At 57.4% G+C, this 21,679-nt stretch carries 22 protein-coding genes; 11 read left to right on the top strand and 11 right to left on the bottom strand.

Annotated elements, in window-relative coordinates:
• Positions 1-16: 16 nt before the first annotated feature.
• Positions 17-913, top strand: a complete 897-nt coding sequence (locus tag AC2FLP_RS15575; RefSeq protein WP_299899810.1) for a ParB/RepB/Spo0J family partition protein — start codon at positions 17-19, stop codon at positions 911-913.
• Here the strand turns inward: AC2FLP_RS15575 and AC2FLP_RS15570 are convergent.
• The 4 genes from AC2FLP_RS15570 to rph are packed head-to-tail and all read right to left on the bottom strand — an operon-like array spanning position 903 to position 3,727.
• Positions 903-1,256 (bottom strand): YbaN family protein, encoded by a 354-nt coding sequence (locus tag AC2FLP_RS15570; RefSeq protein ID WP_496684834.1) that lies wholly within the window; start codon positions 1,254-1,256, stop codon positions 903-905. The two genes, AC2FLP_RS15575 and AC2FLP_RS15570, sit on opposite strands and share 11 nt — an antisense overlap.
• A gap of 2 nt (positions 1,257-1,258) precedes the next feature.
• Positions 1,259-2,413 carry a radical SAM family heme chaperone HemW gene (gene hemW, locus AC2FLP_RS15565; protein WP_496684836.1) on the bottom strand — a complete coding sequence of 385 codons (1,155 nt, stop codon included), beginning with the start codon at positions 2,411-2,413 and terminating at the stop codon, positions 1,259-1,261.
• Positions 2,403-3,017, bottom strand: a complete 615-nt coding sequence (rdgB, locus tag AC2FLP_RS15560; protein ID WP_117871274.1) for an RdgB/HAM1 family non-canonical purine NTP pyrophosphatase — start codon at positions 3,015-3,017, stop codon at positions 2,403-2,405. The genes hemW and rdgB overlap by 11 nt, the downstream gene beginning before the upstream one ends.
• On the bottom strand, positions 3,014-3,727 hold the full coding sequence (gene rph / locus AC2FLP_RS15555) for a ribonuclease PH (protein WP_117871276.1): 714 nt from the start codon (positions 3,725-3,727) through the stop codon (positions 3,014-3,016). Before rph ends, rdgB begins: the two co-directional genes overlap by 4 nt.
• A gap of 112 nt (positions 3,728-3,839) precedes the next feature.
• On the opposite strand from rph, the gene hrcA reads away from it, so the two are divergent.
• Positions 3,840-4,904 carry a heat-inducible transcriptional repressor HrcA gene (gene hrcA, locus AC2FLP_RS15550; protein WP_117871278.1) on the top strand — a complete coding sequence of 355 codons (1,065 nt, stop codon included), beginning with the start codon at positions 3,840-3,842 and terminating at the stop codon, positions 4,902-4,904.
• 10 nt (positions 4,905-4,914) lie between these two features.
• The gene (locus tag AC2FLP_RS15545) at positions 4,915-5,478 is read left to right on the top strand and encodes a nucleotide exchange factor GrpE (RefSeq protein ID WP_117871280.1); all 564 of its coding nucleotides are present in this window, start codon (positions 4,915-4,917) and stop codon (positions 5,476-5,478) included.
• 56 nt (positions 5,479-5,534) lie between these two features.
• On the opposite strand, the gene mutS is transcribed toward AC2FLP_RS15545, so the two are convergent.
• A complete protein-coding gene (gene mutS, locus AC2FLP_RS15540; RefSeq protein ID WP_496684898.1) occupies positions 5,535-8,147 on the bottom strand; it encodes a DNA mismatch repair protein MutS in 2,613 nt (870 codons plus the stop codon).
• Between the two features lie 162 nt (positions 8,148-8,309).
• Here mutS and AC2FLP_RS15535 point away from each other — a divergent pair, with 162 nt between their 5' ends.
• Both AC2FLP_RS15535 and AC2FLP_RS15530 read left to right on the top strand, forming a co-directional pair.
• Positions 8,310-10,565, top strand: a complete 2,256-nt coding sequence (locus AC2FLP_RS15535; RefSeq protein ID WP_496684838.1) for an NADP-dependent malic enzyme — start codon at positions 8,310-8,312, stop codon at positions 10,563-10,565.
• Positions 10,566-10,568: 3 nt separating this feature from the next.
• Positions 10,569-11,441, top strand: a complete 873-nt coding sequence (locus tag AC2FLP_RS15530) for a ribokinase (protein WP_496684839.1) — start codon at positions 10,569-10,571, stop codon at positions 11,439-11,441.
• Here AC2FLP_RS15530 and msrA read toward each other — a convergent pair.
• The 4 genes from msrA to AC2FLP_RS15510 form a co-directional block, all read right to left on the bottom strand.
• Positions 11,438-12,109, bottom strand: coding sequence for a peptide-methionine (S)-S-oxide reductase MsrA (gene msrA, locus AC2FLP_RS15525; protein WP_299899820.1), 672 nt, complete (start codon positions 12,107-12,109; stop codon positions 11,438-11,440). The two genes, AC2FLP_RS15530 and msrA, sit on opposite strands and share 4 nt — an antisense overlap.
• 192 nt (positions 12,110-12,301) lie before the next feature.
• Positions 12,302-12,583 (bottom strand): SCP2 sterol-binding domain-containing protein, encoded by a 282-nt coding sequence (locus AC2FLP_RS15520; RefSeq protein ID WP_117871291.1) that lies wholly within the window; start codon positions 12,581-12,583, stop codon positions 12,302-12,304.
• A gap of 79 nt (positions 12,584-12,662) precedes the next feature.
• Positions 12,663-13,067: a DUF1810 domain-containing protein gene (locus AC2FLP_RS15515; RefSeq protein ID WP_117872921.1), complete on the bottom strand. Its 405-nt coding sequence runs from the start codon at positions 13,065-13,067 to the stop codon at positions 12,663-12,665.
• A gap of 32 nt (positions 13,068-13,099) precedes the next feature.
• The gene (locus AC2FLP_RS15510; RefSeq protein WP_299899823.1) at positions 13,100-14,326 is read right to left on the bottom strand and encodes an argininosuccinate synthase; all 1,227 of its coding nucleotides are present in this window, start codon (positions 14,324-14,326) and stop codon (positions 13,100-13,102) included.
• A 141-nt stretch (positions 14,327-14,467) separates the two neighbouring features.
• Here AC2FLP_RS15510 and AC2FLP_RS15505 point away from each other — a divergent pair, with 141 nt between their 5' ends.
• Both AC2FLP_RS15505 and ilvA read left to right on the top strand, forming a co-directional pair.
• A complete protein-coding gene (locus AC2FLP_RS15505; protein ID WP_496684840.1) occupies positions 14,468-15,235 on the top strand; it encodes a hypothetical protein in 768 nt (255 codons plus the stop codon).
• 57 nt (positions 15,236-15,292) lie between these two features.
• Positions 15,293-16,519 (top strand): threonine ammonia-lyase IlvA, encoded by a 1,227-nt coding sequence (gene ilvA / locus AC2FLP_RS15500; RefSeq protein WP_496684841.1) that lies wholly within the window; start codon positions 15,293-15,295, stop codon positions 16,517-16,519.
• Here the strand turns inward: ilvA and AC2FLP_RS15495 are convergent.
• Positions 16,516-16,845: an Hpt domain-containing protein gene (locus tag AC2FLP_RS15495; RefSeq protein WP_496684842.1), complete on the bottom strand. Its 330-nt coding sequence runs from the start codon at positions 16,843-16,845 to the stop codon at positions 16,516-16,518. The genes ilvA and AC2FLP_RS15495 overlap by 4 nt on opposite strands.
• A gap of 163 nt (positions 16,846-17,008) precedes the next feature.
• On the opposite strand from AC2FLP_RS15495, the gene AC2FLP_RS15490 reads away from it, so the two are divergent.
• Positions 17,009-18,283, top strand: a complete 1,275-nt coding sequence (locus AC2FLP_RS15490) for a PP2C family protein-serine/threonine phosphatase (protein ID WP_496684843.1) — start codon at positions 17,009-17,011, stop codon at positions 18,281-18,283.
• Here the strand turns inward: AC2FLP_RS15490 and AC2FLP_RS15485 are convergent.
• Positions 18,280-18,723 carry an NUDIX hydrolase gene (locus tag AC2FLP_RS15485; protein ID WP_299899830.1) on the bottom strand — a complete coding sequence of 148 codons (444 nt, stop codon included), beginning with the start codon at positions 18,721-18,723 and terminating at the stop codon, positions 18,280-18,282. The genes AC2FLP_RS15490 and AC2FLP_RS15485 overlap by 4 nt on opposite strands.
• Positions 18,724-18,799: 76 nt before the next feature.
• Between AC2FLP_RS15485 and hslO the strand changes: the two genes are divergently transcribed.
• Genes hslO through AC2FLP_RS15470 form a run of 3 tightly spaced genes read left to right on the top strand, consistent with a single transcriptional unit; the run spans position 18,800 to position 21,526 of the window.
• Entirely contained in the window at positions 18,800-19,786 is a 987-nt protein-coding gene (hslO, locus tag AC2FLP_RS15480; protein ID WP_496684844.1) for an Hsp33 family molecular chaperone HslO, read from the top strand.
• On the top strand, positions 19,761-20,375 hold the full coding sequence (locus AC2FLP_RS15475; protein ID WP_496684845.1) for a CoA pyrophosphatase: 615 nt from the start codon (positions 19,761-19,763) through the stop codon (positions 20,373-20,375). Before hslO ends, AC2FLP_RS15475 begins: the two co-directional genes overlap by 26 nt.
• Complete coding sequence (locus tag AC2FLP_RS15470; RefSeq protein ID WP_299899831.1) at positions 20,372-21,526, top strand: CCA tRNA nucleotidyltransferase; 1,155 nt, start codon at positions 20,372-20,374, stop codon at positions 21,524-21,526. Before AC2FLP_RS15475 ends, AC2FLP_RS15470 begins: the two co-directional genes overlap by 4 nt.
• The last annotated feature ends 153 nt before the right edge of the window (positions 21,527-21,679 follow it).

The raw sequence follows: 21,679 nt of genomic DNA, 5'->3' as shown, positions 1-21,679 counted from the left end.
GAATGAGGAGGGCGACATGAGCGCCAAGAAAGCAAAATCCAGAGGGTTGGGGCGGGGCCTGTCTGCCCTTATGGCAGATGTAAATCCTGAAGCAGAAGGTCGGGCCTCAGTGGATGCGCGCAGGCCTGATCTGAAAGTCCCGATTGAAAAGCTGAAAGCCAACCCAAACCAGCCGCGCCGCACATTCATTCCTGAGCAGCTAGACGAGCTGGCGGCATCGGTAAAGGAAAAAGGCATCATTCAGCCCCTGATCGTTCGAGCGACAGGTTCAGGAGAATATGAGATTGTCGCAGGCGAACGCCGTTGGCGCGCGGCGCAGATGGCGCAGCTGCACGATGTTCCGGTCATTGTGCGTGAATTCGATGACACGGAAGTGTTGGAAGTTGCGATTATTGAAAACATCCAACGTGCAGATCTGAACGCGGTGGAAGAGGCCGCTGGCTATAAGCAGTTGATGGATCGATTTGGGCACACGCAGGAAAAGTTGGCCGAGGCCCTGGGCAAGAGCCGCAGCCACATTGCGAACCTTTTGCGGCTTCTGTCCTTGCCGATGGATGTGCAAGCCTCTGTTATTGAAGGCAAATTATCTGCGGGGCACGCCAGGGCGCTGATTACGGCCGAAAATCCGTCGGAACTCGCGAAACAGATCGTCAAGGATGGCTTATCGGTGCGCGCAACCGAGGCTTTGGTCAAAAAACAGCAGCAAGGCGGCGTTGAACGATCTGCACCTCGCGCCCGAAATCTGGATGCTGGAAAGGATGCAGACACACGTGCGTTGGAAAAGGACCTGTCCGCGATCCTGGCGATGAAAGTGTCGATCAATCACAAGGCCGGAACGGAAACAGGACAAGTCGTTTTGACCTACGAGAACCTGGATCAGCTGGACGATTTGTGCGCCAAGCTCAGCCGTTAGGCCGTGACCAGATAAAGATCATGACGCTGCCCAGCACAACGGCCTGAGTGATCAACACAAAAGGCGGTGCGGACAGCATAACAGAGATTCCGAAAACGGCGGCGATCGAGACGGTTGCCGCCCTTTTTGCGACCGGTCGAATGGCACCGGAACTTTGCCAATCAAGAATCAATGGCCCAAAAAGCTGATGACTCACAAGCCAATTGTGCAGCCGCGAGGATGAGCGGGCGAAGAAAAACGCGGCAAGCAGAAGAAATGGCACTGTTGGAAGAAGGGGTAGGACAACCCCAACAACCGCCATCGCAACGCAAAGCAATCCCAGTCCGGCCCAAAGATACTGCATACTCAGTCCAACAGCTCCCGGATGACTGCGTTCAATACGGCGCGCCCGTCTGATGTGGCTATCAGGCGTCCGTTCCTGCGCTGAACCATGTTGATGTCAGTCAGATGATCCATGGTTTCGGAGGGAAGAGAGTGACCAGAAAGGGCTTGCCACCTGTCTATATCTAGGCCTTCAGTAACCCGCATACCCATCATAAGGTATTCATTCGCCTGATCTTCAAGCGACAATACGCTGCGGTCCTTTTCTCCGTTACCTTTTTTGGCGGTATCGAGCCAGCGCTGGGGGTTCAGATAGGTTTCGGTCGCGTATTTCTGACCATTCAGGGTAATCCTCCCATGGGCGCCGGGCCCAATGCCAACATAGTCGCCATATCGCCAGTAAATAAGGTTGTGCTGCGATTCCGCGCCGGGGCGGGCGTGGTTGGAAACTTCGTAGGCCGGCAAGCCATGTGCCTGGCATATTTCCTGCGTCGCCAGATACATATCGGCGGCACTGTCATCTTCTGGCAGGCCGCGTAATCTACCCACCGCATACCGATCCCCAAAGGCCGTCCCGTCTTCGATCGTCAATTGATATAGTGACAGGTGGTCTATAGCCATCGACAGCGCTTCGGTCAGTTCTGTACGCCAGGCTTCCAGCGTTTGGTGTTGGCGCGCATAGATCAGGTCAAAGCTGACACGCTCAAAGCAATTTCGGGCTGTATCAAAGGCGGCCCGGGCCTCGGCCACCGTATGGATCCGCCCCAGCCGCCTCAGATCTTCATCATTCAGGGCCTGAATGCCCATCGATATCCGATTAACCCCAGCATCGCGGTAAGCCGAAAACCGACCGGCTTCAACCGAGCCGGGATTGGCTTCGAGCGTGATTTCCATGTCATTGGCCGGGTGCCAGAGCGCACGCGCCCCATCGATCACAGCTGCAACGGTTTCCGGATCCATCAGAGAAGGCGTGCCGCCACCAAAAAAGATCGTGTTCAGTACCCGATCCGGCGTTTCAGAGGCGGAACGGCGAAGTTCGCTCAGATAGGCATCAATCCATTGTTTTTGATCAATATTTCTGGAAACATGGCTGTTGAAATCGCAATAGGGGCACTTGGCCTCGCAAAAGGGCCAGTGCACATACAGGCCAAAGCCCCCGTTGCGCCAATCATCCGCCAAAGCAGCCTTTCACGAACATCGCCACCGCGCGGCCGCGATGGCTGATCTTGTTCTTTTCCCAGCGATCCATTTCAGCAAATGTAATGTCGTACCCGTCGGGGACAAACATTGGGTCATAGCCAAACCCACCTTCGCCGCGGATCGGCCAGACCAGATGACCGGGTGCAACGCCTTCGAACACTTCGTCGTGCCCGTCGGGCCAGGCCAGAACCAGTGTACTGCGGAATTGAGCGGTGCGGGGGTGAGGTGCGTTTTTCGCTTCGAGCTCATCATGGGCGCGGGTCATGGCCATCAGAAAATCACGGCCATTGTCGGTTTCGGCCCAATCGGCGGTGTAAACTCCAGGTGCGCCGTTCAGCGCATCGATAGTGATCCCGGAATCGTCCGACAGAGCAGGCAGGCCGGTGGCTTTGGCGGCCGCATGGGCCTTGATCCGCGCATTACCAACAAAGGTGTCCTCGGTCTCTTCGGGTTCCGGCAGGTTCAATTCGCCGGCACCAACAACTGTCACGCCGAAGGGCTCAAGAAGATGCGCCATCTCCTCGAGCTTACCCTTGTTGTGGGTGGCGACCAGTAACCTGTCCCCGTCGAATTTGCGGGTCATGCGGTGGCGGCTTTCTGCGCGGCAGCCAGTTCAGAGACGCCTTTTTCCGCCAGATCCATCAGTTGATCCATTTGCGCACGGCTGAAAACAGAGCCTTCAGCGGACATCTGTACTTCGATCAGTTTGCCGGATCCGGTCATGATGAAGTTACCATCTACGCCCGCTTCGCTGTCTTCGGGGTAATCAAGGTCCAGTACCGGCTGACCCGCATAGATGCCGCAAGACACGGCGGCGACTGGATCAACCAGCGGGTCCGAAATCACATCGCCGGTTTTCATCAGCTTGTTCACAGCCAGCCGCAGCGCGACCCAGCCGCCAGTGATCGAGGCGCAGCGGGTGCCACCATCAGCCTGGATCACGTCGCAGTCTACGGTGATCTGACGCTCTCCCAGAGCAACCCGGTCGACACCGGCGCGCAGGGCGCGGCCGATCAGGCGCTGGATTTCGACCGTACGGCCCCCCTGTTTGCCCGAAGCCGCCTCGCGCCGCATCCGTGTATTGGTGGCGCGGGGCAGCATTCCGTATTCGGCTGTGACCCACCCAAGGCCCGATCCCTTGATAAACGGCGGCACGCGATCTTCGATCGTTGCCGTGCACAAAACGTGTGTGTCGCCCATTTTGATCAGGCAGGAACCTTCGGCATGTTTTGTGAACCCCGTCTCGATTGAAACGGCGCGCATTTCGCTTAAATCTCTTCCAGAGGGTCGCATCGGAATTCCTTTGTTTGCTGGGTTGGGGATAACGTCCCCGTGCCTTAGGATGCAACCCCGATTGACCTTTCATTTGCCTGCTATTTAATGACAAGCGAGCAGGGGAACACGCATGAGCGAAGCGAGCAAGATTCTGGACGAGATGAACGACCGGTCACGTGAAGTGTTCCGGCTGATTGTCGAGAGCTATCTGGAAAGCGGAGAGCCCGTTGGCAGTCGTACTTTGGCACGTACATTGTCCGAAAAAGTCAGCGCCGCAACTGTCCGAAATGTGATGCAGGATCTGGAGTTTCTGGGCCTTCTGGACAGCCCCCATGTCAGCGCTGGTCGAATCCCGACGCAGCAAGGTCTGCGAATGTTTGTGGACGGATTGCTTGAAGTCGGAGACCTGGGCGCCGATGACCGGCAGAAACTGGAACAGACGCTAGGCTCTAACACGGGTGATGTTGGCGGAATGCTGGACCGTGTCGGTTCTGCCTTGTCACACGTGACACAAGGGGCGTCACTGGTTTTGACGCCCAAGCATGAATCGGAAATCAAACATATCGAGTTTGTTTCTCTGGGCCATGATCGGGCTTTGGTGGTTCTGGTTTTCTCGGACGGTCATGTGGAAAATCGTTTGTTCACACCGCCACCGGGGCAAACACCCAGTTCAATGCGTGAGGCCGCGAACTTCCTGAACGCGCTCATCGAGGGGCGGACACTCAGCGAAGTGCGGCGGCAGATGCAGACGCAGATCGACGCGCGTAAGCAGGAAATCGACATTTTGGCGCGTGAGATGGTTGAAGGCGGGATGGCCGTTTGGGACGGAGATGGAAGCGACTCGGCGCGTTTGATCGTGCGCGGGCGCGCGAATCTTCTGAACGAACCCGGTCAGGCCGAGGAACTTGACCGCATTCGCACCCTGTTTGACGATCTGGAACGCAAGCGAGACATCGCCGAATTCCTTGAATTGACTGAAGACGGTGAGGGTGTGCGCATTTTTATCGGCTCTGAGAACAAACTTTTCTCACTTTCGGGTTCCTCTTTGGTGGTGTCTCCTTATATGAACGCTGATCGAAAGATAATCGGTGCGGTCGGGGTCATCGGGCCCACACGTCTGAATTATGGGCGGATCGTACCGATCGTGGATTATACGGCGCAACTGGTCGGCAAGCTGATATCCGACCGGAGCTAGAGGGTAAGAGATGGCAGAGCCCAAGAACGAAGATTTTCTGGACGATATCGCAACCGCCGAGGCGGAAGAACTGGCCGAAGAGCTGATGGACTTCAGCGAAGAGGAGCTGGAGCTGGACGCGCTGCGAGCCGAACGGGACGACTACAAAGACAAGTTCATGCGGGCATTGGCGGATGCCGAAAACATGCGCAAGCGGAGTGACAAGGCACGCCGCGATGCTGAACAGTATGGCGGGTCCAAGCTGGCACGTGATATGCTGCCCGTATACGACAACATGAAACGCGCCCTTGAAGCCGCGACGGATGAGCAGAAAGAAGTCGCTGCTGGTTTGCTAGAAGGTGTTGAACTGACCATGCGTGCATTGAAGGACGTGTTCCACAAGCATGGTATCGAAGTGATCACGCCCGAAGTGGGCGACCGGTTTGATCCGAACGTGCACGAGGCCATGTTCGAGGCACCGGTTCCCGGAACCAAGGCAGGAGACATCATTCAGGTGTCCGCAGAAGGATTTATGTTGCACGATCGCCTGCTGCGTCCGGCGCAGGTGGGCGTTTCTTCCATGCCTGCAAGCTGATCGGCTTCAAAAAAGCCAAGCCTCCGGCGCAAGAGCTTTTGAAGGTGCAGGGGCGGTCAGAATCTGGCCGCCTCTTTCAATTTGTAGATCAGGTCAAGTGCCTCTCGTGGCGTAAGCTCGTCCGGCAGGATGTCGTTCAGCATATCGTTGACCGCCGATGCCTTGGGTGCGGGCGGCGGTGGTGGTGCAGCAGAAAACAGTGGCAGATCGTCTATCAGCGCCTTTTGCTTTCCACCTTCGCGCTCTGTTTTCTCCAGTTGGTTCAGTACAATGCGGGCGCGTTCCACCACGGATGCGGGCAGCCCGGCCAGTTGCGCAACCTGCACGCCGTATGACCGGTCGGCAGCACCCTTGTGGACTTCGTGCAGGAAGATCACTTCGCCTTCCCATTCCTTCACCGCGACCGTGGCATTCTCGACACCTTCCAGCGTCCCGGCCAGCGCTGTGAGCTCGTGATAATGCGTGGCAAACAAGGCACGACATTTGTTGGCTGCGTGCAGATGCTCCAGAGTCGCCCAGGCAATGGAGAGCCCGTCATAGGTTGCCGTTCCACGCCCGATTTCATCGAGGATCACAAGCGCCCGTTCGTCGGCCTGGTTTAGAATCGCGGCGGTTTCCACCATCTCGACCATGAAAGTCGAGCGGCCCCGCGCCAGATCGTCAGAGGCTCCCACGCGGCTGAACAACTGGCTGACCACACCGATATGGGCCTGCTCGGCCGGGACGAAGCTGCCCATTTGGGCCAGCAGGGCGATCAACGCGTTCTGACGCAGGAAAGTCGATTTACCGGCCATGTTTGGGCCTGTCAGCAACCAGATGGCTGCACCGTCATCGGCACTAAGATCGCAGTCATTGGCGACGAAGGCATCGCCGCTTTGTTGGCGCAGTGCGTGTTCGACAACTGGATGCCGACCGCCCTGTATGTTGAACGCGCGGGACGCGTCCACCTGTGGTCTGCACCAGTTTTCCCCGCGCGCCAGATCGGCGAGGGCAGTGGTCAGGTCCAGTTCAGCCAACCCGCGGGCAGCTTGATTCAGTCGTGCTGCGAGGGACAAAATCTCGTCAGATAGCCTTTGATAGAGCCGTTTTTCGATCTCAAGAGCCAGATTCCCGGCATTCAGGATGCGGGTTTCGATCTCGCTGAGTTCAACAGTGGTGAACCGCACTTGGTTGGCGGTAGTCTGGCGGTGGATATAGGTCTCGCTGAAGGGCGGGTTCAGCATCTTTTCGGCATGGGTCGCTGTCGTCTCGATGAAATATCCCAGCACGTTGTTGTGTTTGATCTTCAACGACGTGATGCCGGTATGCTCGGAATATTTTTTCTGGAATCCGGCGATAACGGACCGACCCTCGTCCCGCAGGGTGCGGGCCTCGTCCAGTTCGGCGTCAAAGCCCGGAGCGATGAAACCACCATCACGTGCAAGAAGCGGTGGTTCGGCGACCAGGGCTTCTTCCAGTAAATTCAACAGGTCGTCGAAGCCAACAAGGTTTTGAAGCGCGGTTGATAGCAGAATCGGCACATCCTGATCTGCGCAAATCTGGGCAATGGCTGCCGATTGAGTCAGGCCGTTTCGGACGGCTGCAAGATCCCGAGGCCCGCCGCGCTCCAGCGACAAGCGGGACAGGGCGCGGTCCAGATCTGGCGTCTTCCGCAAAGCTTCACGCAGGTCTGACGCGATAAGACTATCTTCGGCCGCAAAGCTCACCGCGTCTAGTCGGGCGTGAATGATTTCCAGATTGCGTGAGGGGCTGGACAGACGTTGCTCAAGCAAACGGGCACCGCCCGGGGTCACGGTTCGGTCGACTACCGAAAGCAGTGAACCGGCACGTCCGCCAGACAAGGACCGGGTCAGCTCCAGATTGCGGCGCGTTGCAGCGTCGATCTGTACAACGCGGTCTTCGGATTCCTTCAGTGGCGTTTGCAACAGGGGCAGTTTGCCCTTCTGTGTAATCTCCAGATAGTCGATCAGCGCACCCATCGCAGACACTTCGGCGCGTCCAAAGCTTCCGAATGCATCCAGCGCACCCACGTGAAATAAACCGCAGATGCGTTTTTCAGCCGCCGTGCTGTCAAAACTGGCCCGCCCGACAGGGGTGATGGAAATACCCAAGTCACGAACCGGCTCATTCAGTTTGTCTTGCACGCCATCGGCGACGATCAGTTCCGACGGTGCCAGTCGTGCGAGTTCGGGGCTGAGGCGCACCGGTGTCAAAGGCATCACGTGAAACGCCCCGGTCGAGATGTCGGCCCAGGCCAGCGCGGCCTCATCCCGAACTTCGGCATAGGCCGCCAGAAAGTTGTGGCGACGGGCCTCAAGCAGGGCATCTTCGGTCAGTGTTCCGGGCGTCACCAAGCGTACAACATCACGCTTTACGACTGATTTAGAGCCTCTTTTCTTGGCTTCAGCCGGGCTTTCCATCTGCTCGCAGACAGCCACGCGAAAGCCTTTCCGGATCAGTGTCAGCAAATACCCTTCTGCCGAATGCACCGGCACACCGCACATCGGAATGTCTTCGCCATTGTGTTTGCCGCGTTTTGTCAGGGCGATGTCCAACGCCTCGGCTGCGTTGACGGCGTCCTCAAAAAACATCTCATAGAAATCGCCCATGCGATAAAACAGCAGAGCGTCGGCATGAGCCTCTTTAATTTCGAGGTATTGCGCCATCATCGGCGTGACTGTGGACAAAGCGGCCCCCTTCTGGCGTATTCCGGGCGCGACCTTACAAACCCGGTCCCTGCGACGAAAGGTGAAAACGTATTGTCGTTGAGGCGCGCCTTTGCCTGCGCTATGAGGCAAAAGCCCAACAGATGTAAAGAAACGACATTTCCGATGCCCAAAGCGAAGATCACCAAAGAAGAGGCGCTGGCCTTTCACCTCGACCCCACCCCCGGCAAGTGGGAGGTGCAGGCCACTGTCCCGATGACCACGCAGCGCGATCTTTCGCTTGCCTACAGCCCGGGTGTGGCCGTTCCATGTGAAGCAATCGCCGAGAACCCAGAGACCGCCTATGACTATACCAACAAGGGCAACCTGGTGGCTGTAATCTCGAACGGGACGGCGGTTCTGGGGCTTGGGAATCTTGGTGCGCTGGGCTCGAAACCGGTGATGGAGGGGAAATCTGTCCTGTTCAAAAGGTTTGCGGATGTGAACTCGATTGATATCGAGCTGGATACCGAAGACCCGGATGAGTTCTGCCGCGCGGTGCGTCTGATGGGGCCGACCTTCGGCGGTATCAACCTGGAAGACATCAAGGCGCCCGAGTGTTTCATCATCGAGCAGCGCCTGAAGGAAGAGATGGACATCCCCGTCTTTCACGACGACCAGCACGGCACGGCGGTGATCTGCGCGGCGGGGCTGATCAACGCGTTGCATATCTCGGGCAAGAAGATCGAGGATGTGAAGATCGTTCTCAACGGAGCCGGGGCGGCAGGGATTGCCTGTATTGAACTACTCAAATCCATGGGCGCGCGGCACGATAACTGTATCGTCTGTGATACCAAGGGTGTGATCTACCAAGGCCGGACCGAGGGTATGAACCAGTGGAAGTCGGCCCATGCGATCACCACGGATCTGCGCACTCTGGAAGAGGCTATGAAGGGTGCGGACGTCTTTCTTGGTGTTTCGGTCAAGGGCGCGGTTACGCAGGAGATGGTCGCAAGCATGGCCGATAATCCGGTGATCTTTGCAATGGCCAACCCCGATCCGGAAATCACTCCGGAAGAGGCGCACGAGGTCCGCGTGGATGCCATCGTGGCGACCGGGCGCAGCGACTATCCGAACCAGGTCAACAACGTTTTGGGCTTTCCCTATTTGTTCCGCGGCGCGCTGGACATCCACGCGCGTGCCATCAATGACGAGATGAAGATCGCCTGTGCCCATGCACTGGCCAATCTGGCGCGAGAGGATGTGCCGGATGAGGTCGCGATGGCTTATGGCAAGTCGCTGACCTTCGGACGGGATTATATCATTCCTACGCCGTTTGATCCGCGCTTGATCCACCGCATCCCACCAGCGGTAGCAAGGGCAGGGATGGACACCGGTGCGGCCCGCCGCCCGATCATCGACATGGAGGCTTACGAGCTGAGCCTGAAGTCCCGGATGGACCCGACCGCCAGCATTCTGCGCGGGCTGAACGCCCGGGCGCGACAGGCGCAAAGCCGCATGATTTTTGCCGAGGGCGATGATCCCCGCGTGCTGCGCGCCGCCGTCATGTACCAGCGTTCCGGCTTTGGTAAGGCGCTCGTGGTCGGCCGGGCGGATGATGTCAAAGAAAAACTTGAAGCCACCGGTCTTGGCGATGCAGTGCGGGAGATCGAGGTTGTGAATGCTGCAAACACCACCCACCTCGAGACCTATTCGAATTTCCTCTATGAGCGTTTGCAGCGCAAAGGCTTTGACCGCAAGGATATTCACCGTCTGGCCGCGCGGGACCGCCACGTGTTCTCTTCACTGATGCTGGCCCACGGACACGGAGACGGGCTGGTTAGCGGAGCAACACGAAAATCGGCCCATGTAATCGATCGCATCAATCATGTATTTGATGCCGATGCCGCCCATGGCGCCGCCGGCGTGACGGCACTTCTGCATAAAGGCCGGATTGTCCTGATCGGTGATACACTGGTGCATGAATGGCCGGATGAAAACGATCTGGCCAACATTGCCGAGCGTTCGGCCGCAGTGGCCCGGCACATGGGTCTGGAACCTCGGGTTGCCTTTGTCAGTTTCTCGACTTTTGGCTACCCGATTTCGGAACGTGCCGAGAAAATGCATCGTGCCCCGACCGTTCTGGACCAGCGTGGCGTTGACTTCGAGTATGAAGGCGAGATGACTGTGGATGTGGCGCTGAACGTGGATCAGCAGGCGGCTTATCCATTTTCACGCCTGACCGGCCCCGCGAACATCCTGATCGTTCCCGCGCGGCACTCAGCGTCGATCTCGACCAAGCTCATGCAGGAAATGGGCGGCGCTACAGTGATCGGGCCGATCTTGGCGGGTGTCGACAAGCCGATTCAGATTTGCTCGACCGTCTCGACAGCGAACGATATCCTGAACATGGCCATTCTGGCCTCGTGCGACATCGGATAAACCATGACGATCTGGAACCTTGGCTCGATCAACGCGGATATGGTATACGACCTGCCGCATCTGCCTGCGCCAGGGGAAACTCTGGCCGCCCGCGGGCTGGACCGGTTCCTTGGCGGAAAAGGTGCCAATATGTCAGTGGCGGCTGCGCGGGCCGGATCGCGCGTCAGCCATATCGGTGCCGTCGGGCATGATGGGCGCTGGGCGAAGGATCGACTGACGGAATATGGCGTTGACACACGCTATATCTCGGAGGCGGACCTGCCGACGGGGCACGCAATCATTGCGGTGGATGCCGAGGGTGAGAATCTGATCATCCTCTATCCGGGGGCCAACCACGCCTTGGATATCAGCCATCTGGGGCAGGCTCTGTCATCTGCAAACACCGGTGATCTGCTGATCCTGCAGAATGAAACCAACGCACAGGTTGAAGCTGCGCAGTTGGGGCGCAAACTTGGACTGACCGTTTGTTACGCCGCCGCGCCGTTTCAGGCACAGGCGGTTCAGGCGGTTCTGCCCTATCTGGATTTCCTGATCCTGAACGAGGTCGAGGCCGAACAATTGCGGCAAGAGACCGGGATGGCTGCGGCTGACCTTCCCGTTCGGCATGTCATTGTCACGCTGGGTTCAAAAGGCGCTCGGTATTTGCAGCAGGGCAATGACCCGGTGGAATTTGCGGCCCACAAGGTGCAGGCCGTGGATACCACTGGGGCAGGTGATACCTTCACTGGCTACGTACTGGCTGGAATGGATCGCGGAATGCCAATGGAACAGGCCATTCTGCAAGCGAACCGCGCCGCTGCCCTGATGGTCACGCGGCACGGCACGGCCGATGTCATTCCGGATCTGAGAGAAGTGCGCGACGCGTCCTTCGATTAAGACCCGGCAAAAGGCGCATCTGAACCCCAGAGCTGTTTGACGCGCGCGTCACGGCCGCAGGCTTTGCGATATGCCTTATAGGCGCTGTGCTGACGCTTGGGTCCAAAGCGGGTGAAGATCAGCTTGTTCCCTTTGTAATAATCCTGATGATAGGCCTCGGCTGGATAAAACGAGCCTGCGTTCAGAATCGGGGTGACAACATTCTGACCCAGTGCTCGTTGTGCTTCTTTCTTGGCTTGTTCAGCCAACGCTTTTTCGCCTTTGTTAGAGACGAAAATCGCAGTTCGATAGCTGTCGCCCCGGTCGCAGAACTGACCTCCGGCGTCCGTCGGATCAACCGAGCGGAAGAACATGTTCAGCAGTGTTTCACGTGAGACGCGGGCCGGGTCAAAAGTAATCTGCACTGCTTCATAATGACCGGTGCCACCTTTGGAGACCTGATCATAGGTGGGGTTGGCGGATTTGCCGCCGGTATAGCCCGACACGGCCCCGACAACACCCGGTACAGATTCAAAATCGGACTCGACACACCAGAAACATCCTCCTGCAACCGTCAGCGTTTCGGCACCTGCTGCGGGGGCAGGCAGGGCGCGCAGGATCATCGCAAGTGTGATCAGGGTGAACAGAATGGCTGTTTTGAAGGCATCCAGATAAGCGGTCCGTGACATGTCGGGTCTCCTTTCGGCACCATGGTGACCCGAACCCGAATGACATTCAATTGCCTGACATCTGATGTCACGGGCTGGTGAGACGAGTTTATCGGCGGCGGACGTCGGTGGAATACCTTACACCGCGCCGTCTTGGCGGTGGGATATGGGCGTCCCGGCAAGGGGGAGGTCCGCGATGAACCTGCCTTCGGCTTAACCCAGCAACTGCCCCAGTTTCATCGCAACACCCATATTGCCCGAGATTTTAAGCTTGCCTAAAGCGACACCTGTCATCGGGTTCAGTTTTCCGGTCAGAAGCTTGGTCAGGTTGTCCTGCGAGATGCGGATCGTGCAATCCGTTTCCTGGTCCTGAGTCGATGCCTGACTGTCCGCCAGAACAATAACGCCGTCCTCACCACAATCGAATTTCAACGAGCCGTCAAAGGTTTTGCCGTTCAGACCTTTTTGAATTTCGTCGGCGATGTCCTGAAGCATCCGGGTTCCTTTCGCAGTTTCCGAATGCGTAAAGCGTCAGGTATCGAACAGGCAAGGCTGACCCGACTGGAACTTCCCATCACGACGCGCTGAGGCTCTGAACTGTCCGAGCGCAGGGCGCGCCATCATAAAAAGCGTCAAGAACAGCCTGAAACTCGGCCGGAGCATTCGCCACCGAGGAAAACAATGTCATCGAAGAACGAAGCTTTTTTGCATCAACCCCGCCCAGAATATCGCTGGCGTCGCGCCCCTGATGCTGCAGTAACAGCGAGGCCGCATGTGTCAGACGGCGTCGCAGTTCAGGGTGGTTCAGATAGCGTGTCGCTTCATCCAGATCTTCGATGCCGTACAGCTGCGCCATATGGGACTGGCCCAGCTCGGCCAGTTGCGGAAACACGAACCACATCCAGTGACTGGTTTTCTGCCCCTGTTCCAGTTCACGCAGGACATCGGCCCAAACCGTGTCCTGCGCCTCGATGAACATATCGAGCTCGTCGTCGTTGTCGTCTTCGTCAATCACTTGGACAAACGCTTGTCACGCGCGGCCAGCAATTTCAGGCGCAGGGCATTCAACTGGATAAAGCCTGCCGCGTCGGTCTGATCATAGGCTCCGGCGTCTTCCTCGAAGGTCACATGTGCCTCGGAATACAGCGAGTGATCCGACCAGCGGCCCACGGTCGAGGCCAGACCCTTATACAGTTTCACGCGAACGGTGCCGGTGACATGTTCCTGCGATTTGTCGATGGCGGCTTGCAGCATCTCACGTTCGGGCGAGTACCAGAAACCGTTATAGATCAGTTCCGCATATTGCGGCATCAGCTGATCCTTCAGGTGCATAGCGCCACGGTCCATAGTGATGGATTCGATGCCACGGTGTGCTTCCAACAGGATGGTGCCGCCGGGTGTTTCATAGATACCGCGCGATTTCATTCCTACGAACCGGCCTTCGACCAGATCCAGACGACCGATGCCGTGCTTGCCGCCATATTCGTTCAGCTTGGTCAGCAGGGTTGCCGGGCTCATCGCCTCGCCATTGATGCCGACCGCGTCGCCTTTTTCAAAGCCGATTTCGATGAACTCCGGCTCGTTCGGGGCATCTTCGGGGTGGACGGTACGCTGGTACACATAATCAGGCGCCATATCCGCAGGGTCTTCCAGAACCTTTCCTTCGGACGAGGTGTGCAGCAGGTTGGCATCGACCGAGAAGGGCGCCTCACCACGCTTGTCCCTGGCGATCGGAATCTGATTCTGTTCGGCAAACTCCAGCAGCTTGGTGCGGCTGGTCAGATCCCATTCGCGCCATGGTGCGATCACCTTGATGTCGGGGTTCAGCGCATAGGCCGCCAGTTCGAACCGTACCTGGTCATTGCCCTTGCCGGTTGCACCGTGGGCGACCGCATCGGCACCCGTCGCTTCGGCGATCTCAACCAGACGCTTCGAGATCAGCGGCCGCGCAATCGAGGTGCCCAGCAGGTACAGCCCCTCATACTGCGCATTGGCGCGGAACATCGGGAAGACGAAGTCGCGAACGAACTCCTCACGGATGTCCTCGATATAGATGTTCTCGGGCTTGATCCCCAGCAGTTCGGCCTTCTGGCGTGCGGGCTCCAGCTCTTCTCCCTGACCCAGATCAGCGGTGAAGGTCACGACCTCACACCCATACTCGGTTTGCAGCCATTTCAGAATGATCGAGGTATCAAGGCCACCGGAATAGGCCAGAACAACTTTCTTGGGCGCGGACATCTGACTTCCCTTTATGCGTAGAACGATTGGCCCCTAGCGGGTTTTACGCGCGGGGGCAAGTTGTGAGGATTGACGCAGTGACTGAATTGGGGTGAAACGGAGGCAGAGAATAACAAGCATTGGTTGAGAGGGCGGTTTCATATGTTGGGATGGCAAATATTTGTGCATTCGGTGCGGATGGTGTTTGGGAACCTGAAGCAGGTCCTGCAGATCACGGTTGGCCCTGCTCTGATTGGGACTATCGTTATCGTGGGCGTGTTCTTGGCGCTTGGTATTCCGCTTGAAGCGCTTGATGAAAACGCAGTCGATCTGCCACCGGGTGTAAACGCAGGATCAGTCTTTGTCTTTGTGTTCGTTTTGCTGGCGGTAATGTTCGTCACCATGTTCTGGATCGCGGTGTCATGGCACCGCTTCATCCTGATGGAAGAGTACCCCACGGGAATACTCCCGACATTCCGTTTCGACAGGATCCTTGCCTATTTCGGTCGCTTCCTGATGTTGGGGATTTTGATGATGATCGCGTATATCCCCATGGGTCTGCTCGCTGCAGCACTAGGCGAAAGCCTTGCGGGGCTTTCGATCATTCTGATGATTGCATACACCGTTTTTCTGGTCGTATGTTTCTATCGCCTGTCAATTATCCTGCCAGCAGCGGCGATTGGTGATCCCATCTCGCTCAGCGATGCATGGACCAAAACTGCGGGGGTCAGCGGTGCAATTTTGTTGCTTCTCGTCGTTGCATTCCTGTTCCAGGTGTTGGTGCAGCTGGCTTTCACTGTCCTGGCAATAATTCCGGTTTTGGGCGTTTTGCTGACCGTGTTCTTTGGCACGCTCATCCTTCCGATGATCAACATCAGTATCTTTACCACAATGTACGGCGTCTTCATCGAAAAGCGCGAGCTGTCCTGAACCCGTACACATATGTATTCCTTGCCCTTTCAGCGGTGATGGGGCAGGGAAACGCCCATGACTGATATCATGACCCGCGCCCGCGCCGCCGAACAGGCGATGCGCTCAGTTTTTCCGGCAACGCCGCTGCAACGGAATGCTCACCTATCAGACCGCTATGGGGCCGATATCTGGCTCAAGCGCGAAGACCTCAGCCCGGTGCGGTCGTATAAAATCCGCGGTGCGTTCAACGCGATGCGAAAACAGCAGGGGCAGGACCTGTTCGTCTGTGCCAGCGCGGGCAACCACGCGCAGGGCGTGGCCTTCATGTGCAAGCATCTGGGTGTCAAAGGCGTGATCTTCATGCCGGTGACCACACCGCAGCAGAAAATTCAAAAGACCAGAATCTTCGGCGGCGACAATATCGAGATCCACCTGACCGGCGACTATTTCGATGACACTCTGGCCGCCGCGCAAACCTGGTGCACGCAGCAGGGCGGGCATTTCCTGTCACCGTTTGACGATGCGGATGTGATCGAGGGGCAAGCCTCTTTGGCGGTCGAGATCGAAGAGCAAATGGGCGGTGTGCCGGATCACATTGTGCTGCCGGTCGGCGGTGGCGGTATGTCCTCGGGTGTGGCCACATGGTTCGGGGATCGCAGCCATTGTCTGTTTGTCGAACCAGCTGGAGGTGCTTGTCTTCGGGCTGCATTGGCTGCGGGGCATCCTGTGTCGCTGGATCATGTGGACACCTTCGTCGATGGTGCTGCGGTTGGACGGATCGGTGAGAAACCGTTTGAACTGTTGAAATCACGCCATCTGTCGGACGTGCTGGTCCTGTCCGAGGACCGAATCTGCACCACCATGATCGAGATGCTGAATGTCGAAGGCATTGTTCTGGAGCCCGCCGGCGCCCTGGCGATCGAAGCGGTGGGCGATATCCAAAGCTTTGTACGGGGCAAAACCGTGGTCTGCGTAACATCGGGCGGTAATTTCGATTTTGAGCGCTTGCCTGAGGTCAAGGAACGCGCCCAACGCTATTCCGGGGTGAAGAAGTATTTCATCCTTCGCCTGCCGCAGCGCCCGGGCGCATTGAAAGAGTTTCTGGGCATTCTGGGCCCCGAGGATGACATTGCCCGCTTTGAATACATGAAAAAATCAGCCCGCAATTTCGGTTCGGTCCTGATCGGGATCGAAACCCGCAAGCCTGAAAATTTCATGCGTCTGTTTGCGCATCTGGATGAGGCAGGGTTCACCTACACCGACATAACCGAAGACGAAACGCTGGCGCAGTTCGTGATTTAATCCAGGTTCTGGCGCAGCTCAGCCTCGAATTTCTGTTTCGAGCTGTCAAATTCGACCAGAATAGCGGGCAGATCGACATCCCCGCCCTGACCTGCGGCCGCCTGCCGTTCGCCGTCCTGACAGAGTTTCGAGAACTGGTCGAATCCAAGACTGAGCGCGCTGCCCTTCAGGAAATGCAGATTCTGTTCCAGTTCGGACCGGCTTGTATCCTGATGCAGGCGGGCGATGACCTCCTGTACTTCTTCCAGAAAGATGTCGACCACTTCATCAAACTCATCCGGGCCAACTTCGTCCCGCAATTGCCTGACTCTGCCCCAGTGGATCATACTGCGTCACCTGCCGTTGAACATGCGTTTTCAAGAATAGGCAACACCAGTAAACACCAGGTTAAACGCCAAGCGGGATTGCAGCCTTCGGTCTTCACCGGATGTTAAAACCGTCGCCACTAGGATCGCCGTGTGTGAATGAACGCATCAGATCAGAGGGTAAATGGTGCCAAGGACGAGTCTTGAGGAAACCAGATCAGATCTGGATTTCGGCGCGATCCGTAAGGTGCTGGTGGTGGATGACAGCCGTCTGCAGCGGCGCATCCTGGTCGCATCGCTCAGAAAATGGGGCTTTGAGGTGGTCGAGGCGGAGACGGGCGATGCCGCTTTGGCGCATTGTCTGGATGATCCACCCGACCTTGTTCTCAGCGATTGGGTCATGCCGGGGATGAGCGGGCTTGAGTTTTGCAATGCGTTTCGCGCTCTGGATACCGATCAATACTGTTATTTCATCCTGCTGACTTCAAAAAGCGAAAAGCAGGAGGTTGCACGCGGGCTGGATGCCGGGGCAGACGATTTTCTGATCAAACCCCTTGAGGCGGATGAGTTGCGGGCACGCATATCCGCAGGCGCGCGCATTCTGGACATGCAGCGCGAGCTTTCGCAGAAAAACCGCCTGATTGAGTCCGCGCTGGAGGAACTCAGGCTGGCTCATGACGCGATCGACAAGGACCTCATACAGGCCCGTAAAATCCAGGAATCGCTGGTTCCGGAATTTACGCGGAGCTTTGGAAGATCCCGGGTCAACCTGTTGTTGAAACCCTGTGGCCATATTGGTGGAGACCTTGTTGGCATGTTCTCGCCCGGGGTCAATCGGCTGGGGTTCTACAGCATCGATGTATCCGGACATGGCATCACCTCGGCCATGATGACGGCGCGTCTGGGCGGTTATCTTTCAAGCAAACACTTTGATCAAAATGTCGCAATGGAAAAGAGGTTCAACAAATTCTACGCACTGCTGCCTCCGGAAGACGTCGCCAATATGCTCAATTCCCGATTGATGGCGGATGAAGGGATCGAGGAATACTTCACGATGGTCTACGCCATTGTGGATCTTCGAAACGGGCATCTCAAAATGGTACAGGCCGGGCATCCGCATCCGCTCCTGCTGCGGCAGGATGGCAGTACTGAATATCTGGGTGATGGCGGGTTGCCGATCGGGCTGATCGAAGACGCGAGCTTTCAGCAGATCGAGACTCACATGAAACCCGGCGACAAGCTGTTGGTGTACTCGGACGGGTTTACCGAATGTCAGCTCGCTGAAGGTGGTTTGCTGGAAGAAGACGGTTTGCGAGAGATGGCCCAGCAGTGCATTTCTGCAAAGGGCGGGTCGGAGTTTCTGGACGACATGTTCTGGCGATTGACGCAAGAGATTTCGCTCAAAGATAGCATTGGGGATGACGTATCCGCCGTTTTCTTCGAATATAACGGGCCTTAAAGCGAACTGAGATGCATTTCCGCAAAGTGCCGGTCACCGTCATTGCCCAGCAATCCAACGGCATCGGTGGCTTCCATCCACAAAGCTTCGTGGAACGCTTCGCTCGGAGGGCCTTTGCGGCGTACGGGACGGGCGCGGTAGATCAGGCAGACTTTTTCAGCCCACAGATCGTATTCGGGCATATAGGTGAACCGACGAAAAGCTCCGACACGACGCGGGTTGGCGACGTGCCACCCGGTTTCTTCATAGACTTCGCGATGCAAGGCTGAAATCGGTGATTCGCCTGGATCGATGCCTCCACCCGGCAATTGCAGATCTGGGCCCGGCTCTGTCTGACAGGTCAACAGCAATTGCCCGCCACGTGGCAAAAGGGCATAGACGCCAACCCTCCGGGTATATTTCCGCCCCGTCTCGGGGGTTTCACCGAACCGCCTGATCATGTATGGCCCCTTACAACCCAATCTGTACGACCTATATGGTGCCGGTATGCCAACCCGTGGCGTGTAAGGAAACCCCATGTCTCTTGGAACAAAAATCGCGTGGGACGATACCGTCCTGCCCTTTCAACTTGATGCATCCGACATGCGCGGCCGCGTGGCCCGTCTGGATGGCGTGCTGGATGGTATCCTGAAACAGCATGACTATCCCAAGCAGGTCGAGGCGCTGGTGGCCGAGATGGCCTTGCTGACCGCGTTGATCGGCCAGACAGTTGCGCTGCGCTGGAAATTGTCGTTGCAAGTGCAGTCCAAAGGGGCGGTCCGCATGATCGCCACCGATTATTATGCGCCGCAGGAAGAGGGTCAGTCCGCTCAGATTCGGGCTTATGCCAGCTTTGACCGGGACCGGTTGACCAATTCCGCGCCTTTCGATCAGGTGGGTGAAGGGTATTTTGCCATCATGATCGATCAGGGTGAGGGCACACAGCCGTACCAGGGCATCACTCCGCTGTCCGGTGGATCGCTGAGTGAATGTGCCGAGGCTTTTTTTGCGCAATCCGAACAGCTGCCGACACGGTTTTCGCTGAGCTTCGGCAGATCGACCGAGCCGGGCGTGGGCGAGCATTGGCGCGCAGGCGGCATCATGCTGCAGCACATGCCCAAAGCGTCACCCTTTGCAGCGTCGGGTGAAGGAACGGGTGAAATCCTGACCGCTACCGATCTGGTTGATGGCGAAGAAGGTGAAAACTGGGGTCGCGTCAACATCCTGCTGGATACTGTCGAGGATTTGGAAATGATCGGCCCCTCTGTTGCGCCGACCGACCTTCTGGTTCGCCTGTTTCACGAGGAACAGCTGCGTGTTTATGATGCGCAATCTGTGCAATTTGGCTGCACCTGTTCCGAGGATCGTGTGCGACAGAGCCTGTCAATCTATTCGGCCAAGGATATCGAAAAGATGACCACACCCGAGGGCGAGGTCACCGCGGATTGTCAGTTCTGCGGGGCTCATTATGTGTTGGACCCGGCAACTGTCGGGTTCGATGCCGAAGACACCAAAGGTGAATGACCCAGTTGAAAAGATCCGGGCGGGCCTGCGCCGCCCAGGTCACGGGTCCAGCGATTTTGACCTGAACCCGGATACCGTTCTGCCGCCCGGGCGCCGGTTACGGCCCGCCGGTGTTCTGGTGGCAATTTCTCTGGCTGAAGATACACCGCAGGTCATCCTGACCAAGCGCTCATCCGCGCTGAAGCATCACCCGGGCCAGATCGCCTTTCCCGGTGGCAAACAGGACGAAGCCGATGCTGATGTTACAGCAGCGGCTTTGCGGGAAGCTCAGGAAGAGATCGGCCTGCCCCCGGAAATGCCAGAGATCCTCGGGTTTCTGCCGACGCATGAAACCGTGACCTCGTTCACCGTAACACCTGTGGTCGCTGTATTGCGGGACCGGTTCCAACCCGTGCCTGAGCCCGGCGAAGTGGACGAAGTTTTCTCGACCCCCCTTGCCCATCTTTTGAATCCTGAGAATTATCTGGTTGAGTCGCGCCGATGGCGCGGCCAGAGACGCAGATACTACGCAGTTCCGTACGGCCCGTATTACATTTGGGGCGCGACCGCCCGCATATTGCGCGGGCTTGCAGCACGGGTGAATGAATGATGCAGATTGACGAGCCCTGGATCAGTGAGCCAGCGACCCAAAAAGTCTGTTCGGCCCTGACCTCATCCGGGGCTCAGGCGCTTTTTGTGGGTGGCTGCGTGCGCAACGCGCTGCTTGGCGCGCCGGTTTCGGATATCGACATCGCCACCGACGCAAAACCCGAGCGGGTCATCGAAATGGCTCAGGCTTCCGGGCTCAAGGCCATTCCAACCGGCATCGAGCATGGTACGATCACAGTGGTCAGCGCAAGTATCCCGCACGAGGTCACGACCTTCCGCCGTGACGTGGAAACCGACGGTCGTCGCGCTGTCGTGGCATTTTCCGATCACGTCGAAGAAGACGCGGCGCGACGTGATTTCACAATGAACGCGATTTACGCACAGCCCGATGGCACTGTTTTAGACCCGCTTGGGGGCCTTCCCGACCTTAAGGCCCGGTTGGTGCGGTTTATCGGAACAGCCGAGAATCGTATACGTGAAGACTATCTCCGCTCGCTTCGTTACTTTCGTTTTCACGCCTGGTATGGGGATCCGGATGCCGGTTTTGATCCCGATGCTCTGGCCGCCATCGGTGCCAATCTTGACGGGCTGGAATCGCTGTCGCGCGAGAGGGTCGGGGCCGAACTGCTGAAATTGCTGGCATCGCCTGATCCAGCCCCCGCCGTTGCGACCATGCGCAGTACAGGTGTTTTGGCCCGGGTGTTACCGGGTGCGGACGATCGGTCTTTGGCCCCTTTGATCGCGCTGGAACGGGCGGCTGGTGCCGATCCCGATCCGGTGCGTCGCCTGGCTGCGATTGCTACGCCCGATAATGCCGCCACATTGCGGTTGAGCCGTTCGCAGTTGCAACGCCTGATCAGGATGCGCGAAGAGGCACAGGCCGCAACCAGTATTGCTGAACTGGGATATCGCTATGGCGACGAAGGTGGTTTGCACGAGACGCTTTTGCGCTGCGCTTTTCTGGAACAACCCTGGTCCGAAGATTTGCGGCGCGATCTGCACGCCGGGGCAGCAGCGCGTTTCCCCGTCCAGGCCAGGGATCTGATCCCCAACTTCACCGGCCCGGCGCTGGGCAAGAAGCTGGCCGAGCTGGAAAAACGCTGGATCGCATCCGGTTTTGCGCTGTCTCGCGAAGAGTTGCTGGCACACTAGTTCGAAGTCTCAAAAAGGGATGACAACATTGATCCTTTGTGTTTAGGTGCGCCAGTCACATGGATGGAGGAATGCGAATGTATTACGGGATCTGGTTCGGCTAAAGCCGGGACACTTGCCCCGTAAAGGGTGGTGTTCAGGCGCCATCTTTCT

The organism is Ruegeria sp. CDSA141, assembly GCF_059612005.1.
This window is presented reverse-complemented; position numbering and strand designations above follow the sequence as displayed.